The 17,624-nt window shown below is 64.8% G+C and carries 11 protein-coding genes and 1 pseudogene; 7 read left to right on the top strand and 5 right to left on the bottom strand.

What is annotated here, in order from left to right; genetic code table 11:
* Nucleotides 1-50: 50 nt before the first annotated feature.
* On the bottom strand, nt 51-785 hold the full coding sequence (locus QJS31_RS33055) for a VOC family protein (RefSeq protein WP_306358583.1): 735 nt from the start codon (nt 783-785) through the stop codon (nt 51-53).
* Nucleotides 786-833: 48 nt separating this feature from the next.
* Entirely contained in the window at nt 834-1,184 is a 351-nt protein-coding gene (locus tag QJS31_RS33050; RefSeq protein ID WP_029923961.1) for a DUF3099 domain-containing protein, read from the bottom strand.
* Between the two features lie 159 nt (nt 1,185-1,343).
* Here QJS31_RS33050 and QJS31_RS33045 point away from each other — a divergent pair, with 159 nt between their 5' ends.
* Nucleotides 1,344-1,586: a DUF3039 domain-containing protein gene (locus tag QJS31_RS33045; RefSeq protein WP_029923960.1), complete on the top strand. Its 243-nt coding sequence runs from the start codon at nt 1,344-1,346 to the stop codon at nt 1,584-1,586.
* On the opposite strand, the gene QJS31_RS33040 is transcribed toward QJS31_RS33045, so the two are convergent.
* Nucleotides 1,587-2,681: a hypothetical protein gene (locus QJS31_RS33040; protein WP_306358582.1), complete on the bottom strand. Its 1,095-nt coding sequence runs from the start codon at nt 2,679-2,681 to the stop codon at nt 1,587-1,589.
* 296 nt (nt 2,682-2,977) lie between these two features.
* Entirely contained in the window at nt 2,978-3,187 is a 210-nt protein-coding gene (locus QJS31_RS33035) for a helix-turn-helix domain-containing protein (protein WP_306358611.1), read from the bottom strand.
* Nucleotides 3,188-4,546: 1,359 nt separating this feature from the next.
* On the opposite strand from QJS31_RS33035, the gene QJS31_RS33030 reads away from it, so the two are divergent.
* Both QJS31_RS33030 and QJS31_RS33025 read left to right on the top strand, forming a co-directional pair.
* Entirely contained in the window at nt 4,547-9,340 is a 4,794-nt protein-coding gene (locus tag QJS31_RS33030) for an NACHT domain-containing NTPase (protein WP_306358581.1), read from the top strand.
* Nucleotides 9,341-9,822: 482 nt separating this feature from the next.
* Nucleotides 9,823-10,638 (top strand): alpha/beta fold hydrolase, encoded by an 816-nt coding sequence (locus QJS31_RS33025; RefSeq protein WP_306358580.1) that lies wholly within the window; start codon nt 9,823-9,825, stop codon nt 10,636-10,638.
* Between the two features lie 139 nt (nt 10,639-10,777).
* Here QJS31_RS33025 and QJS31_RS33020 read toward each other — a convergent pair whose 3' ends face one another.
* Nucleotides 10,778-11,983: a GAF domain-containing protein gene (locus tag QJS31_RS33020; RefSeq protein ID WP_306358579.1), complete on the bottom strand. Its 1,206-nt coding sequence runs from the start codon at nt 11,981-11,983 to the stop codon at nt 10,778-10,780.
* Nucleotides 11,984-12,770: 787 nt separating this feature from the next.
* Here QJS31_RS33020 and QJS31_RS33015 point away from each other — a divergent pair.
* The 4 genes and pseudogenes from QJS31_RS33015 to QJS31_RS33000 form a co-directional block, all read left to right on the top strand.
* Nucleotides 12,771-13,931, top strand: coding sequence for a hypothetical protein (locus tag QJS31_RS33015; protein ID WP_306358578.1), 1,161 nt, complete (start codon nt 12,771-12,773; stop codon nt 13,929-13,931).
* Entirely contained in the window at nt 13,928-14,635 is a 708-nt protein-coding gene (locus tag QJS31_RS33010; RefSeq protein WP_306358577.1) for a hypothetical protein, read from the top strand. Before QJS31_RS33015 ends, QJS31_RS33010 begins: the two co-directional genes overlap by 4 nt.
* A 104-nt stretch (nt 14,636-14,739) precedes the next feature.
* Complete coding sequence (locus tag QJS31_RS33005) at nt 14,740-16,494, top strand: hypothetical protein (RefSeq protein ID WP_306358576.1); 1,755 nt, start codon at nt 14,740-14,742, stop codon at nt 16,492-16,494.
* Between the two features lie 896 nt (nt 16,495-17,390).
* A pseudogene (locus QJS31_RS33000) lies at nt 17,391-17,624 on the top strand (AAA family ATPase); the annotation flags it as partial.

The following is a 17,624-nucleotide window of genomic DNA, read 5'->3' as shown; positions in this document are numbered from 1 at the left end:
CGAAACTCTGCCACCGCAACCTTCGGGCATCGCGCAGCGGCCCCGGAACGTCACTGCCTGGGCGACCGTCCGGTGACGCAGTAGGGCTGGCCGCTCGGATCGGCCATGACGATCCATTCCTTGCCGATGCCCAGGCGTCGGGCGCCGAGCGATTCGTGCCAGGTCGCGATGGCCTCGGTGTCGGAGCTGGCCAGATCGATGTGCGCGGAGGTGGGACGGTCCTCGTCGAGGCGTTGCAGCAGGAACTGCACGAGTGGTCCGTCCGGCGGGCGGAGTCGCTCGAATTCCGGCCGCGCGGACGGTGTTCGGTCCCAGCCGGTGAGTTCGACCCAGAATCGGCTCTCGGCCTCGTAGTCCGCGGCTCCGATATCCAGGCACACCTGATCGAGTCGGGAACGGCTGCCGTCCGGGGCGACGACCACCGGTGTGTCGTCGGTGCCCGCGGAGTGGTCGAACGGTGTGAGGCAGAACGTCATGCCGTGCGGGGATTTCAGCACCGTGTAGTCGGGATGCTCCAGAACCGGCGTCGCGCCCAACTCCCGGGCCCGCTCCACCGCGGTTGGGACATCGTCGACATCGAGATCCACGTGCACGCGCGGATGGCTTTCCACCGCTTGCATCTTCACGCTGGGCGTGCCGGACTCCGGAAGCAGCGTCACGAATTCCGCGTTGTCGCCGCGGGTGTCCGACAGGCGGCTACCGGTGACGGTGGTCCAGAAGTCGGCCACGGTGTCGAACTCGGCGGCGGGACGGTCCAGGAACACCCAGAGCCATCGAATCAGCATGTGTTCTCCTGTCACCGGAGGTTCATGTGCGCGGGAGTCCGGCGACCGTCAACCGTCGATCGCGCGGTGCTGGCCCGATTCCAGGGCGATCTGGCGGCGGCGCTCATCCCAGCGGCTCGGCTCGTCCTTACGGCGCGGCGGCCGGTCGTTGGCGACGAGCACCGCGATCCACGGCAGCGGTATGGAGACGCCGATGATCAGCAGCGAGATCACCCAGTTCTCCCACATGCTGTAGGCCACCGCCGCCAGGATCAGGCACGGGATCCGGAAGCCCATGAGGATGGTGTACCGACGAACCCGGTTCCGATGCTGCTGCTCCAGCGAGGTCTGCGCCTCGGTGATGAGCACCGGCTTCTCCGGCTCACCCTTGAAGAAGCCCTGCGAAGGCCGGGGCGGCATGGGTATGGAACCGGCCGGACGGAACTCGAACTCGGGGCGAACCGCGTCGCCATCGTGCTCGGCATCGGGGGTCTCGCCGTCACGCTGCATACCCCCGAGTCTTCCACCCTCGCCACCCGAATGCACACGGCGGTGGTCCCGGGCAGGGCTCCTGGCATCATGGAGGGCGTGAGCGCAGACACCCTGGTACGCCCCGATGAGACCACCGACGAGTCCACCGACAGCGACATCCCCAAGTACTTCCACTACGTGAAGAAGGACAAGATCGCCGAGAGCGCGGTCATGGGCACCCACGTCGTGGCCCTCTGCGGCGAGGTCTTCCCGGTCACTCGCTCCGCCAAGCCGGGCTCCCCGGTCTGCCCGGAGTGCAAGCGGATTTACGAGATGATGAAGAAGGACTAGCTATTTCCGCTGGTCAGGGGCTTGCTGGCTGCTGGAACGGGCCGAAAAATGTAAGTTTGGTGTAATTTTGGCCGGATCCAGTAGTTCCATGACCGCCGCATTGTCGACCGCCACCATGCGGCGAATGCCCTGGTGGATGTAGTGACGCTGAGCCATCGACTTGTTGCCATCCATGTGCCCCAGCTGGGCGCTGGCGCGTTCGTCGTCACCGGTCATCGTGGCGACGTGCGTGGCCACTGTGTCTCGCAGATCCGACAAGCGGAATGTCTTGAACTCGCTGCCCTTCCGCATGGCGTAGATAGCCATGCGGGCGTTGGACACGCTTACCCAGGACCCTGAAGCGCTACGGGGGCCTCGAAGAATCGGCAGGGTCTCGAGGGCGGGGGCGGCCTTCTCCTTCTCGGTGTCCAGCTCGGCAGCAAGCCAGTCGGGGAGTACCAGCCTGTATTCGTTACCGCTCTTGCGCCCAGGATTTCGGTACGGACCGGTCTTGGATTTGCATCTGACCGTGCCACAGACATGCAGTACGGACCGAGCGACGCCGTCGAAGTCTTCCTTCGTGATGTCGCACCAGCGGACAGCAAGTCCCTCACCCGGCCGCATCCCCGTGCCAAGCAGAAGCAAGTACAACAGCCGGAGATAACGGCTCTCACCGCGACCATCGTCCAGCCATGTATCGATCCGCTGTAGGACGCTGCGTTGCTCCATGGGGCTGAGCGGCCGAGGCTTCGCACCGTCGCTTGTCGGCCGAGGCACGTACGGCATGGGGTTGGCGCTGGCTGCGATGCCCTTGCGCAATACCGCGAGCTTGAATGCGGAGCACAACTGACGGTATTGGTGGTAGGCGGTACTGGGTGCGCTATCGGCCACCTCGTCCAGGAAATCTGCAATCCACGCAGCATCGGCTGCCTCAGCAATGCTGAGGCTCCCCATCTCAGTGTTGAGCTTGAATGCGTCAGGGTTATTGCTGCGCTTCGCATTCTTCGTCGGAGGGTAGATGCAGTAACGATAGTTGTTGTACGTGTCTTCAGACATCTTGCCTGCCTGAACCTTTGCCTTATACGCTGCGTCCAGTTCGGCAAAAACTTTACTCATCTTGTCGGTAGGGGAGAACAGTGTTCTTGTGCTCGATTGGCGCCGACGCTTCGAACCTTTATGTACATTCCTTTTGAAGTTGCACTCCCAGTCTTCCAAGCATGCTCGACGTGTTCTACCACTGCCGCTGGTGCGAACGTATTCTCCGCTATAGGCGCGGTGGCGAACCTGAGATATCCTCCATATGCCGTCTGCGCCTTTTGTTGGAACGAGTTTGTCTTTCGGCGGCATAGCGCCGGGTTCCAGGGCTGCTTGTGCCATGTAACTTCCTCCCTTCAAACTTGTATATCACCAGATCAGGCGGCTTTTCGGGGATCGTCGGTGATGTCTCTGGAGGGGGTCCCGCCCCGATATCGCAGCGTTTGCTCCCAAGCAATCAGGTCGCTCAGCTTGTAACGGCGAAATCGGCCAATTCGCGCGAAGCGAGGCCCTCTTCCTAGTGAGGCCCAATTCGCTAGCGTCTTCGGGGGAATCTTAAGGTGCTGAGCGACCTCATCGGTGCTCATCCAGTGTTCACATGGTTCGTCCATAATGGGTACACTCTCTTCTGTCGGTGATTCGATGTCGATCGACGAGCTATTCGGAATCGGCAATAACAACCGTGCGTTGATATTCACGCTCCAACGTGTATGGAATATCAAGTGCCTTCGAATTGTGAAATCCGATTCACGGCAGAACTCGTCACTTTGGCGCGAGTGTATGTGAGCATTGCGAGATGGGGATATTCGATCGAGCGAGGTATTTGCGGTAGTGGACCAAGCAATCCGGATGACCGATTATGGTGACGGTGTGTCGAAATTCCTAGTGGCCGTCAGACTCGCTACTCCGGAATGCGCTCGCCTACTTCTGGTGGCGCTGTGCGGCGCGTGAATTGCCGGTGGGGACCGTGATGCGGCATGTCGTCGGCAGTGGCGGACAGCGCCGGATGCGGGCGTGCCGTGCGCGTGGCTGGCATGCGGTGTCGGCGCGGTGTGTTCATCGGTCACTCCCCGGGGCGGCGGGTGATCACAAGGATCCTGATACCCCCGGGACTGCGCGGCGACCCCCGGTTCTCGACATCGCCTTGCCCGAATGCTTGCGGCGTGGCGACGGGCCATCGCGGTGCAGGAGATCCGGGAGCTGCTGAGGGGAACGCTCCTGCCGAGGGACTGGAGCGCTGGTGCACTCGGCGTCACACCTGGCAGCCAGGGTGCCGGCACGGAATGTCGGTCGTGAGGTCGCCGTGCGGCTTCCTGCCCGGAGGGGAGGGAGTGGGCGAGTGCACCGGCATCCTGGTCCGAACCGGTGCATTCTCGGAACACCAGCACGCCCGGGCATGTCGGTGACCTGTCTGGGCGATACCCGCCCGTGGTCAGGAAATCACCTGACGATGTGTGCCACCACGGTGGACTCTCACGCTGGAGTGGAACGGGGGCAGGCCGGTCAAACGGGTCTGGTCGGACGCGACTGCGCGCCTTATGGAAACCGTTACCAGGAAGCCATAGGGAGCATCCTACCGGGCACCTGAACCAGATCCTGGCCTGGACCCGGTCCTCACACCAGTCTTAAGTAGCCGATTACCGGACGTTCGTTATGAAACCCCGGAGGGCGGCGATCAATCCGACCAGGTCCATGCCACCACCACCGCCACCGAACTTCCCCCACATCCGGTTGGTGTGGACGTCAGTGTCGGCAGCAGCGCGTCCGACGACAAGGGATGCCACCCAACAGGTGCATCAGCGTGTTCAGGACCCGCGCGCCGGGCGGGGTCGGTCCGGCAGTCGATTGCGTGGCTCCGACCCACGACAGTTGGCTAGTATGCATGTTCGCCCGTGGTGGCGAGTCCGACCGTGCGGTTGTTGTCAGAGTATGTGCATAGTTGTGGAATGCCGGAGAGGCGTGAGTATGTGACGGGCGATGACGCGGACCCAGCCAGCCCCCTTTCGTCGGGAGCCGATGCCTCGGCGGTCACAGGAGCCACGACTGCGGGCGGCGGACTGGGAGCCAAACTAGCCGATATCTACGAGGGCTATTGGACCGTCCTGCGCGGTGTCCTACCGGTTCTCAACGGCACGTTCTCGACATTGCGCGTAGAGCCCCCCGGCGAAGACTCAATCGAATTCAAACTGTTCGGTCCTGCCGTGGATGGACCTATCGAGGGGCATCAATGCAAACGATCCCGTGGCACAGCATGGACTCTTGGTGCATTGCGGAGGGTCGGCTTCCTGACCGGACTTCGGAGAATGACCGACCGTGGATGGCGTGCTGTTTTCGTTTCTGAGCAGATTTCCATACTGGGAAGTTTGACGGAGAAGGCAAAACGCGTCGCTGGAGACGAGTTTCTCCGCGACCTGAACAAGAAGGAGCGGTCGGCATTCGACGAACTGCTTCTCGAATGGGGCCTCGACGAGGATGCGCTGCATGAGCGGCTCTGCCTGATGTCCTTCAACGTCGTCGGACACGAGGCTTTGAAACGATTCACATTGGAGCTGCTGCCCTACGTGATGGAAGGCGACGCCGGTGTGGCGGTATCGGTGCTGTGGCAGAGTCTGAAGGATACAGCACCGGCCGAACTGGATTCGGTAGCTTTGTGGGATTTGTTGAAGGCGGCGGGGCATGGGCCGCGAGGTGAGGACCCAATCGATCTCACCGGGCGACTGTCCGGACTTGCCGATACTTATATCCGTCACGCTGAGTTGGAGCGGCCGCATTCGCTGGCCGAAATCCCACGCAAGCAGGCCGCCGAGATCATCGAACTCGTGACCGGCGCTGACCGTCCCTCGGCGATTATGCTGACCGGTACGCCGGGCAGTGGAAAGTCCAATGTATTGGCGCAAGTCGTGTCCGGATTGCGCGACCGAGGCGTCGTTGTGGGCGTTCTACGGTTGGACGACGCGGCCCCTGTCTCGACTGCTGAAGCGCTGGGAAGACAAGAGGGCATCGGGTTCGGTGGCTCACCGGTCGCTGTTGTCTCACGAGCGAAAGCGGACAGAGTTGGCGTCCTCGTTGTCGACCAGGTCGACACGATGTCGAGACTGTCCGGCCGGGGCGACAAGGTTCGGTGGGCAGTCGCTGACATGCTCGAAAACCTGCGTGCCAGTGGCGATCTGACGCTGATCATGGCCTGCCGAACCGAGGACCTGACGTTCGACGCCGACTTGCGCCGGCTGGTCGGAATGGACGGATCTGGCGAGGCCGAACAACCCCGACAAATCCAACTGTCCGACCTTACTGTGGCAGAAGTGAATTCGGCGCTCCACCAAATCGGACTCAACGCCTCCTCTGCTGCACCGAAGCTAGTGGAGCTGCTCCGAAGCCCCCTGAACCTGGGCCTGTTCATCAAGATCTTCGAAGATAGCTCCGAAGGCGACCGAGACTCACTGATGGCGACGCGGTCTCGGATGAATCTGCTCGACCGCTACCACCAGTGGAAAGCCGACAGATGCCGAGAGAAGCTGGGCAACAATGGATTCGCTGAAATCACCTTGGATATCGCAGCGAAAATGCATGAAGATGGCGTTCTGTCACTGCCGCTGAATCGACTCACTCTCGTCCGTGACTCGATTGATACACTGATCCATCACGGAGTAATCGTCCGCGACCAAGGACAGATACGGTTCTTCCACGAGACCTACTACGAATACCTCGTAGCACTGACCATCCTCAATGCTGGGCGGACCGCTGCGGACGTACTATCCGAAGGTACGCAGCTACTCTCTCGGCGCGGTATTGTACGCGCGATTCTCACGCTCGAACGCGACGAACCTCCGAGATATTGCGAGGATTTGGCCCGAGTCCTGGCGCGTAGCAATCGTTCTCACATTCGCGGTGCCGTACTTTCTCTTCTCGGCACGCAAAACGAGGTTGATATTGAGGAAATCGAACTCCTCTTGTCCATCGCGGCCGATGAGACGGACCCGATGCGCAATCAGGTGATCCGGACCCTCACAACCAAACCATTTGCCGAAGCTATGGCCGACCAGGGCGTGCTCGAGGTCGTAACCGAGACCTACTGCGGAACGAACCGACCAGGGGGCGAGGACCGAGTTCGCGCAGCCCTCCGGAGGTTCTCCTCCCAAGAGTTGCTATACCTAGTGGTCGAGGCCGCGCGGTTTCGCCCGGATCGCGCGGCACAAACGGCCTTGCCGATCGCGCAACTGACCGATCGGGTCGATGAGTGGGTTGGTGCATTGATCCGCCTCACTGATCTCGCCGGCGTCGGGGGCGGCGCAGGGACAGGAAACGATCTCCTGCGATTGTTTCGAAGCGTAATCGCGGCTGTCTGCACTCTTGAGTCCGGTGGGGACGGGCAGACTAGGCAATCCGAGGACGTGCAGGGCGCACTCGATCAATGGCTGTCGAACTCCGGCGCGGTGTATGCCATCGACAACTTTATCGACAGATTCCCAGCCGTCGCCGCCGACGCGGTCGCGGTTTGGCTTGACGCGGCACGGCGCATCGGCGACCGCCTCGGCATACAGCAGTCTGTCCTCGTCCAGGGCCCACTGGCCAGTTACCAGCGCTGCGGTCCGAACTTGCGAAAGTGTGCCGAGCAAACACCATTGCGCTACGTACAACAGCTGTCGGATTTCGTGCTCGATGACTACCGTCGCATCGCAACCGGGCCCGGCTGGACACCCATCGAGTCCATCATCGACCCGGCTGAAGGTCTGCGACGGGATGTACGGCTGTTCGCCACAGCGGATTCGCTGGAGAGCCAAGCTGACGACGCTATCCGAACCGCAGTCGCCGCCGCCGCGCGCAGCAATCCAGATCTGCTGGCACCGATTCTGGACCGCTTCGCCGACTTGGACACCTTCGCGGCACACCGGCTGCTGGCGGTCGCGTACAGCAACGCCACTGGAACCCTCATCGACGACGCCGCAAAGTGGATCGCCGATCCGCGCGTGCGTGGTCTCCCCGAAGGAGCCTCACTGGGATGGGCATGGGGGTCAGTGGTCGGGCGCATTGCCACCGCGGGCAGCGACGAGCAACGTGCCCGCGCAATCGCCCTCGTGGCCACTGCGTACAGCATTCACGACGATCATGGTGACCCGACAGCGGTCGATACAGGAACGCGCCTGACCATTGAAGAGCATGTAGTGCTGTCGTTGCTGCGCCGTCAGACTGGCGATCAGATGCCGGAAGTACTTGGTCACCGGTTGGACGCCCTCGACGCGGTTCTGGGTGAGGCTGAGAACGAACCCGCGCCGCTGTTGAGAGTCGGTTCCTTTGGACAGGCCGAGGTCTCGATTCCCACGGACTACGATGATGCGGACTGGCTAGCCGTGATAGCGGATTGGCCAGACACGGTGACTAACGAGGAGCAATCGGACGCGACGAAGCACGTACTACGCGCTGCAGCAGAACAAGATCCGGCCCGGTTCGCTCATCTGCTGATCGACTTCCCGGCATCCGCGCCCGCGACAGCGGTGATCGCTGTCCTTGCTGGTATTACAACCGCACTGGAAACTCGTCCGCGGACCGACGAGCTGCGGCAAGGGACGAATATTGTTCGGGTTTACGGTGCAATCCGCAATGCATTCGGCAGGTCACACGATCCAAATCTCGACATGGCGATCGCGAGGTGTATTCATCATCTCGCAGACCAACCGGACCTGCCCGAGGATATTGTTCTGGTCCTGACCCAGATATGCGATCTCGGCCGTAACCGGATAGACGGCGAGGTCTGGCACGATCACCTGGTTGGTCAGGCATGCAGTCAGCCGCGGGGTGTCGCGCTCAATGCCGTTGCTGCTCTGCTTGCTCCATCGGCTACGCGCGCCGAGCGGCTGGCTATCGTCAGACCACTTCTGGAGCACGTAACAACAGACCCGTCCGAGGCTGTGCGGATACTCGTGCCGCAAGCGCTGGCGATGGCATGGTCGGAATCGCCTGAATTCGTTGTCGCGCTAGCCGAGAACTGGCTTGCTGCAGCAACTCCTGCCGTTTTCGAAGCTCCTCGACTTGCCCAGTTAATTTGGCTGATGAGAGAGCAATATTCAGTGTTGACGGCGGCCTTCCTGCGGAAAATGGCTGGATCGCCGGCCGCCCACGCGCGCGTCAACGCGGCCCGGATGGCCACGATGCTCGCCGTCGACAATGTCGAACTGCCGGGCTTCGATTGCGGCCCTCTCGAAGAATTCCTGTCCGAGACTGATGTCAGAGCCGCCGTTGCCGACTTCCTGACCCAGTTGGTGAGCAGCCTGCCGCCCTACGACGCCGACGAGCCAGATACGTCTCCCAGCCAAGGACTGCTACTCAGGTTGATGAACGACGAGTCGAAAGAGGTGCGCGACAATACAACGGCGGTGGTCCAATACATGGAGGGCCCACTGTCGACCTACACCGACCTGCTTGAAAAGATCCGGGGAACGAAAATGTTCCACGAGGCACCCGCATCGGTGCTCGACGGGCTCAGTCGCCGATTGGGGGAGCTACCAGCCAATGTTGTGGCGCTGTGCGAGGATTGGCTTGAGCGCTGGAGCGCCGACGCGGGTGACATCAGTACACACGCCGCTGCAGAAGCCTACGAAGTCACCAATATCGTCCTGGCGATCTACAACGCGACATCATCGGAGACAGTGATTGACCGGTGTCTCGACATAATCGACCGCCTCGTCGAGAACGGTGCTGGCGGAGCCAACCTTAAGGCAGACGAAATTGCGGCCCCGTTCTGAAGGGCTTGCTGACCGCGACGTGGTCTCCTTGACGCCCTTGTCTGTGGCCAGAACCAGTGGGTGAGCGAAATCAATTGGTTATGTCCATCGCCGATATCCTGTAATGCCGCGACCCGCGCGGTTGCACCTGCCTCGACGTGCGCTTGAAGGCCGTGCTGGCGAGCCGCACGGCCTTCAACTCGGCAAAGTGGGCGGTGGCTGGACTGTTGCTGCCACGCCCATCTGGCCGCGAGCGGGGAGCCGCTTGGCCGTCGTAACTGGCCGTCCTCGGGGGATTTCTACTGGCCGCTGACAGATGTTCGCTGAAAAGTTGATGGGGCACTGGCTTTTGTCGCACAAACCGGACAGCCTGGACCATTCGGGGTCTGCTGAGTATTTCCTGAACCTATCCTGTCCGCGTGATGACTCCGACACCATGGACGATGACACGGCAAGGTACGACGGTGGGCGGGATGGACTGCGGTGCCAGGGACGGGTACCCCGTGCTGGCCTTCCACGGCGCTCCTGGCTCGCACGTGGAAGGCGTCGCCTTCGCCGACGCTCCGGCCGCCGAGGTGGGCGTGCGGCTGATCGCCATCGACCGGCCCGGCATGGGCATGTCAGCGATGACCGAACGCAAGCAACTGGTCGACTTCGCCGACACGGTCGCCGCGATCGCCGACAGATTCCACCTGCAGCGGTTCGCGGTCCTGGGAGCCTCCGGGGGCGGACCGTACGCGATGGCCGCCGCCGCACGCCTGCCCGATCGTGTCAGCAAGGCGATAGTGGTGAGTTCGCCTGCGCCCTTCGAGAAAGCGGTCGGCGGTAAGGGTGCCGGGGAGGTCAAGCAGGCCGGCGGTCTGCTGATCTTGAGGCGGTTTCCGTGGCTGGCGCGTCCGGCGGCGGCACGGATGGCGCAGGTCGTGCGCAAGCCGCGCGGGCTCGATGCCATGATCGCGCGCATGGGCGCGGCCGACCGGGACAGGATCGCCGGGGACGACTGGCTCAAAGGCAGGCTGGCCGCGAATATCACCACCGCCTTCGAGACCGGCACTCGAGGCGTGGCCGTGGACTTCCAGCTGTTGTTCGCGCGACCGTGGGGCTTCGACCCCGCCGACATCACCGTCCCCGTGCACCTTTGGCACGGCAGCGCCGACGGGAATGTTCCGGTGGGTGACGGCCGCAGACTGGCCGACATGATCCCTGACAGCACGTTCGATGAGATCGAGAATGCGGGGCATCTGTTGTTCGTCGATCACGCCCACGCCATTCTCCGCGCGGTCGGCCGCCACAGCCACGCTCCTCAACCGGCTTCCTGATTGGTCGCATTGCGACACCATGGACTGCGCCGCTCGATGGCCGGGACGGCGCGGTCCATGCCGCCCAAGTCGAACGTGGCCTGCCAGTTTCGTCGTTGACGTTGTGTAGCCTGCGGTGCGTTCTCCGAGCGTGGCGCGATCAGGTGTTGGTGATTTCGTAGCAGTATCTGCATTCGGGAACCGGGGGCGGTGGGTTGGGTGAGGTCGGGGTGATGTCGAGCATGGCTTGGGGGCGTTTGCTGTAGGGCAGGCGGGTCCATTCTCCGGTGATGTCGGTCCATTCGTCGCCGGGGTTGAAGCGCACTCGCACGTCGGTGGTGGCGTGCTCGCGCAGGCCCGCGGCCAGTTCGTAGCAGGTTATCGCGACGCGGTCGCGGCCGTCGGTGTCGTAGAGCGGATGGTGGTGTCGCCACCCGGCCAGGGGACTGTGGTCCTCGGTGAGCCATTCGTGCACGAACGCCGATTTCAGGTCGACCAAGGCGAGGGCATGTCCGTGCTCGATGGGCATGGCGCGCAGCATCTCGACGGCCATGTCGGCTTTGTGTGAGGGGTCAGCGGAGGTGACATCGCAGACCACCCCGCGCACTACGCGTGCGTCGCCGGTGCCGACGGTGCGTGCGGCGAGGTGGAACTGGCGCAGGGTGTCGTCTTCGCAGACTTTGGCGGCGCGTCCGCTCCAGCGTTCGGCGGGGGTGTCGCGGAAGTTGAACATCTCCAGGAAGTCGTCGCGGTCGTCCCAGCGGTTGAACCCGGACAGCAGCTCGGGAATGGTGCGCCCGCCCGGGACCTCGAAAGGTGGTTCGAGCAGGTATTCCCCGGCGGGGTTCGTGCTGAGCAGTCCGGACGGTGTCCATTCCACCGCGCCGATCACCGGGATGGGAGGCGGGGGTTCGAGCACGCTCGCCGACCAGACCGCGATCGCGTGAATGGCACCGGAAGGCCCGTGAATGGGGATGGCGACGAGCCGGAATAGCCTGCCGTTGGAGCGGGTGACGACCTTGTCGTAGGTCTTGCCGGACTCGAAGGACTGCTTGACCAGGGACTCGAGCACGCTGGAGGGCAGGTTGGCGCGGGCGAGGCTGGAAAAGGCGTGTGGCCGATCGTAGTTGAGGAAGAGCGTGACTTGATCGGCTGTGCCGGTGAGGGTTTCGACGACCACCCAGCCTCGTTCGGACTGTCCGGCGGAGTCCGGCTCGGGCTGCGCCCGGGCACGGATGTCATCGGTGGGTGACGGAGCTGGCTTGCGCGACGCCGGGCGGTTCGAGGTCGGGGCGCGGCGGCGCTGTCGCGGTTCGGTGCCCGTGACAACCCTTCCGGGAACGCTGCGACGCTGCGGTTTGGCCATGGTTACCGACCTTTCCCCGCGTCGCGAATCACCGTCACCGGCACTGTCCGGTGCTCGGCTTTCTCGGCGCGGTCCATGTCGAACCTGAAGTGGACCGGTTCCCCGTGGCCATCGGGTGTTTCTATTCCTGAAGTGTATCCCGCAACTTTTCGGCGAGCGATAGATAGCTCGGATAACGACATGAGCAAATTCAGGAAACGCAGCACGACCGGCCGTCGCGGAAAAGTCGCGTGCCCGACCGAATCGACAGCACGCACCGGCGGGCAACGGAAACCACGATGACATGCGCCACGGGCTCGACTTGGAAGGGTTGCACTCCCGTCGCAGCCCGGCGGCCTGGCGCAGCCGCTCAGAACACCCCAGGTCACGCACTCTTTTTGCTGAGAAGTGTTGCCTAGATCACATGCAGGGTTTAGCGTGGATCGCACTCGACGTCGAGGCAATTGTCCAGCTATTGAGTTTGATGGTCTGGCGGTTGGCGCGAAAGTCGATGCACAACCTGCTCGGCTCGTCCGGGGTGAAGTGTTCTCGCTTCGCCTCGCGGGGTCGGTATATTCCCACGGCTGCGCTGGCAGCTGCTGGATGAGCGCACAGCGCGTTCACCCCGGTTGTAGGGGTGGGCTTGGTTCTGGCGCGATTCACTCACGAAATTCTGTCAATACACCTGTGTCCCGCGTCCGCGCGGTGCATCCGGTGCTCGTAGACACGTGCAGATCATGCTGCACCGAGCTGCGGGCCAGCCGGTGATCTTCGCGTGTGCCGGACACCTCCCGAGGAGGAGTCGGTCATGAATTGGTTGACGAGCAAGAAGACAGCATCGGTCGAGTCGACCGCGACGGCGATCGCCGCACGCAGAGCCGGTGGTTCGGCCGCTGCGGTGGGCTTGTGGGTGGTGTGGCTGCGCGCGGGCCGAGTACTTCGATGCGTGCGGTCGACGCGTCTGGACATCGAAGTGCCCGTGAGCATTCCCGACGATACCGTCCCCGGCGCCGATGTGGCGGTGGTGATCGCGGTCGCGCCGAATCGTCTGGCGCATCCGGTCTGTGGACGCGCGGTGGTGATCGGAGATTTCTTGGCGGCCAACGGATTCGGTGTCCGTGTAGTGCATGCGCGGACCCTGCGTGCGGGCGCGCTGTGGACTTCGCTGCGTGGACGGCCACTGGCGGGGTTGATACCGGCGGTGTCCCCCCGTGCCCGGGCAGGGGCACACCGGCCGAGGCTGGTCCGGCGGGGCGCGGTGGGTGCGCGGGCACGGCTGGCGATGGCCGCGTGCGCGGCCGTGGCCACGCTGGTGTGCGCGGTGCCCGCCACAGGCACGCCCACCGATGGGCAGCCGGGACTGGTGCCCGATCCCCCGTCCCACGGCCAGGCCGGGTTGATCGCGGCCCCACCGGCCACCGTCACGGCCCCGAACACCGGTCCGGCCGCCCCGGACAGCGCCGCCCCCGGCGCGGTCGCGGTGGCGGTGCCGGAGCCCGCGACCGAGCAGCCGCGCCCGGTGTCGGTGGCTCCGCAGCAGTCGGTGCCACCGCGTGCGGTGCAGGGACCATCCGCGCGACTGTTCTCGGAGTCGGTCACCGCACAGGACGCTGCTGGGCCGGAGCTGCGGTTCGGTGCGGCCGTGGTCCCGGCTCCGGATTGGCTGCCGACTCAGATCAGTGACCACGAGCGTGCCTGGAACACCATCGTCGTCGATCACGCCTCGACCGTGCTGGACGAGGCCGGACTCGCCGGCCCCGCGACCGAGACCGTGCTCGGCACCGGTATCGGCGGCGAGCCAGCCTCGATCACCGAGGAGCTGGGCTGGGTGCAGGAGATGGCGACCGAGCCCGAGCAGTGGACACCACTGGCGGAGCAGGCCCTCGCCCCGGTCGTCGCCGCCGTCGAACCCCCGGCCCACGCGGTGATCGATGCCGCGATGGCCCACCTCCCCGCGTGGTGCCGATGACCACCACACACGGCAACGACGGTGACTGGGCCGGTGAGGACGCGGAGCTCCTGCTCGACGAGCCCGACCACATCTCGGCGGACCTGCGTCGGTGGCTGGCCGTGCACACCACCAGCACCCTCGAAGCCGACACCGACCGACCTTCGCGGCCCGCGCCCGCCCCGCGCCGATCTCCGTGGCGCGCGGTGATGGTGGGCATCGGTGTGCTCGGGCTGGTGGTCACCGGTGCCGATGTCGTGATCGGACGCGACGGTGCTCCCGCCTCCAGCGGCGGCCCCACGGCCACCGTGCCTGCGTCCGCGCGGCGGGTGGTCAGCGGTAACGCGCCAGGCTGCGCCACGACCACCCCGCGCGGCGACCTCGCCGCGGCGGTGGCCGGACCGGACCGGCTCCGCGCTACCGACGGAGCGCACGCGATCACGGTGTTCGAGGCCGCCTACTACCTCGCCCGTTCCGGTGAACGGGCACGCCAGCTCGTCGCCGCCTCCGCGTCGATCCCCGAACCCGCAGCGATCCAGGCCGGGATCGACTCGCTGCCCGCAGGCACCACCTACTGCGCCACCATCACGACCCTGGCTGCGGGGCTACACGAGGTCGAGATCCGCGAAGCCCACCCCGGCGGAGTCGAACGCCTATGGCGGCAACAGATTTCGACCACCACCGCCGCCGAGGGCGCGGTGATCACGGCGATAGCCCATCTGTGAGAACCGACGAGCCGAAACCGGCACGGCAACACCATGATTGAGCATCTTGAGAGGAGGTGGTCGTGATGCTGGTCGCAGTCGCAGGGACACACGAGCGAACCGGGGTGAGCACGACCGCCCTGGCCCTGGCCGCCGCCTGGCCCATCGGCCAACCGGTGATCTTGACCGAGGCCGATCCACGCGGCGGCACCCTGGCCCACCGCTGCGGCGGCGACCCCGGGCGCGGGCTGGCCAGCCTCCGCACCGCCCGCACACATGCAGACGGGCAGATCGGTCTCGACCTGGCCGAGCATCTGCAATGGCATCGGGCCGGAGTCGCCTACCTCGCCGCCCCCGCCGAACCGGCCACCGCCACCGTACTCGACCCCCTCGCCCTGCGGCCCGGGCCGGGCCGTGACTGGGTGCGCGCCCCCCTCATCCTCGCCGACTGCGGTACCACTACCGCGATCGCAGCCTCGACACCAGGCGCCGACCTGCTCGTGCTCGTCGCCCGCGCCCGCGACATCGAGGAGGTCGCCTCAGGGCCGAACGTGCGCGAAGCGGCGGCCCACGGCATCCGCGTCGCGATGGTGGTGATCGGTTCCGAACCCGCAAAGCACGCTGCCGAGACCGCTGTCGCGGTGCTGGGCTGGTTGCCGTACGCGCCCGCCGAGGCCGCCGACCTGTGGGGTGGACGAAACCAGTGGCGTGCCAGCGACTTCGGTACCGCCGCCCACGCGGTTGCCGAAGCCCTGCACGTCGCCCTCACCGGCACCGCACGCCCGGTGCCGCGGCGAGCACGGTGGCCTCGCGGTAACATATTCCGCACCACCCGCTCGGCTCCCCGGGTCTACACGATCACCAGCCCGCACCCCGGCCAGCCCGACACCGTCCCGCTCGCGCAGGCGCTGGCGGCGATGTGCGCCAACGGCGAGCACACCCGAGCACCGAGCTCACCGGGTGAGTCGGCGACCTCGCCGGCCACCACCGCCAACTGCGCCGATTCCCGCCCAGCACCGGTGGCCGTGCCGTCGGCCACGCTCCCGGCCGAAACGATCGAGACCGCACCAGTGCTGGCCTTGCGGCTTTTCGGGCCGCTGCGGGTGATCTGGCGGCCCGCGTCGGGGCCAGAAGGCCAGCCCGCCACCTCAACCGAGATCACCACGCGGCTGCAGCCGCGCACCCGCGAGCTGATCGCGGTACTGGCCACCCATCCCGACGGACTGAGCTGCTCCCAACTGGTCGAGGCGCTGTGGGGTGAGCAGTGTCCGCGCAACCCGGCCAGCGCCGTGCACACCGCCCTGGGGCGACTGCGCGCCGCGATCGCCGCCGCCACCGACGGCACCGTGACCCGGCCGCTGGCACGCGAGGGCGACCGCTACCGCCTCGATCCTGCCGTCACCACCATCGACTACCGCGAGTTCCGAGACGCCGTACAGCAGCGCCGCCGCGCGAACACCGACGCCCAGCGCCGCACGGCCTGTACAGCCATCATCGAGCTGGCCACACCCGGCGTCCTCGCCGCGGACCTCGATGCCGGCTGGCTCGCCCCGTTGCGCGAGGCGGCGCGGCGCGAGACCACCACCGCCGTCGGCGCACTCGCCCAGCTGCTCGTCGCCGACGACCCGCGCGCGACCCTGCACCTGCTCGAAGCCGCGATCGACAACGACCCCTACAACGAACGCCTCTACCAAGACCTGCTGCGCCTGCATGCCCGCCTCGGCGAACACCTCGTGGTCCCCACCACCCTCGCCCTGCTCACCCAGCGCCTCGCCGAAATCGGAGAAAAGCCCAGTCCGGAAACGATCGATCTCGCACAACGCCTCCGCGAAGAACATTGCCGGACACTCATAGACCAACGAGATGAGAAAGCTGTCTGATCCATCACGCACCCGCAACGATGACGCGGGTGCAAGAAAAGGCCCGAACAGAAGAATCCTGTGATACGCGCATGCGGTTTACCTTCCGGTCCTATTGAGAATAGAAGAATATGCTGTTTACATGGCTCCGCTGACCTACGTTGGAGCCTGCGGTAATATCAACGTGCGCTGGGAATGGTGCGGGGAACGGCTGTTCTGCACATCGGAACGGTTTAGTTCGCGCGGTCGAGCATTTCGCGCTCATCTGAGTCGCCGAGGTATCAGACGCGGGCGGTAACGGCGGATGAGAGAGCGAGCCTGCTCCGGAAACGAACGCGGATGCGCGCGAAGGGCGCGCCGTGGGGACGCCGGTCCGGGTCGGGGGTCGAATCGGGGGTCTGTTCGGGGGTCGGATCGGTGCCCTGATCAAGTCCGACCACCAGCCGGGCCGCATTCCTGCCGGTCAGGGCCGTGCGTGGGTGGTCCTGGCCGCCCAGGGTCCTACCCCCGAGCGGGGTAGCGGTACATGAGGGGGTGCGGGGTGGTGTTGTCGCCTACTGGCGGTCGTGTCTGATTCGATCATGTTCTGCTCCGGTCAATTCCCTGAATTTCCCGGCTCGATGTCTTCTCTTTTTCTTTTCTGATCTTGATTCCCTTATGTCGGCGCTCGGCGTGCTGGAGTGGTTGCATTGTCCGGCTTGCTTGCTCGAATTCGGTCGTTGACCTGCGGAGATTGGGGCGGGAATTGTTCGGATACGGCTTGAGTTCCGGTGTCGGGTCGAGCTAGCTTCGAGTGGTACCCGGGGAATTCCACACATCAACGAATTCGAATGACGGCCGCGCCCGCATTGTGCGACGATCCCGCATGAATGGCGGGGCACCCGGAATTCGTTCGCTTTCGAAAAGGAGACGGGAAAATGACCGCACCGACTACCACCCGATTGGGCAACGGCGAACTCCGGCGCATGGTGGCGCAAACGTTGGCAGACGATTCCGCCACCGAATTCAGCCCCCGCGCCATCGCGAAGATCACCGGCCGGTCCTCCGGTGCGATCGGCAACGCCCTCGACGCCCTGGTGCGCGCCGGGCAGGCCGAACAGACCCAGACGACCCCGCGCCGCTACCGCGCCAACGCCGAGACCGCCAGCGCC

The organism is Nocardia sp. CC213A (assembly GCF_030766805.1).
GTDB classification, from domain to species: Bacteria; Actinomycetota; Actinomycetes; order Mycobacteriales; family Mycobacteriaceae; genus Nocardia; species Nocardia otitidiscaviarum.
This window is presented reverse-complemented; position numbering and strand designations above follow the sequence as displayed.

Bases quoted from the DNA above. Each gene is read 5' to 3' on its own strand.
- QJS31_RS33040 (WP_306358582.1), bottom strand. From the start codon at position 2,681: ATGAGTAAAGTTTTTGCCGAACTGGACGCAGCGTATAAGGCAAAGGTT.
- QJS31_RS33020 (WP_306358579.1), bottom strand. From the start codon at position 11,983: ATGGCCAAACCGCAGCGTCGCAGCGTTCCCGGAAGGGTTGTCACGGGC.
- QJS31_RS33050 (WP_029923961.1), bottom strand. From the start codon at position 1,184: ATGCCGCCCCGGCCTTCGCAGGGCTTCTTCAAGGGTGAGCCGGAGAAG.
- QJS31_RS33010 (WP_306358577.1), top strand. From the start codon at position 13,928: ATGACCACCACACACGGCAACGACGGTGACTGGGCCGGTGAGGACGCG.
- QJS31_RS33035 (WP_306358611.1), bottom strand. From the start codon at position 3,187: ATGAGCACCGATGAGGTCGCTCAGCACCTTAAGATTCCCCCGAAGACG.
- QJS31_RS33045 (WP_029923960.1), top strand. From the start codon at position 1,344: ATGGAGGGCGTGAGCGCAGACACCCTGGTACGCCCCGATGAGACCACC.
- QJS31_RS33030 (WP_306358581.1), top strand. From the start codon at position 4,547: ATGCCGGAGAGGCGTGAGTATGTGACGGGCGATGACGCGGACCCAGCC.
- QJS31_RS33015 (WP_306358578.1), top strand. From the start codon at position 12,771: ATGAATTGGTTGACGAGCAAGAAGACAGCATCGGTCGAGTCGACCGCG.
- QJS31_RS33055 (WP_306358583.1), bottom strand. From the start codon at position 785: ATGCTGATTCGATGGCTCTGGGTGTTCCTGGACCGTCCCGCCGCCGAG.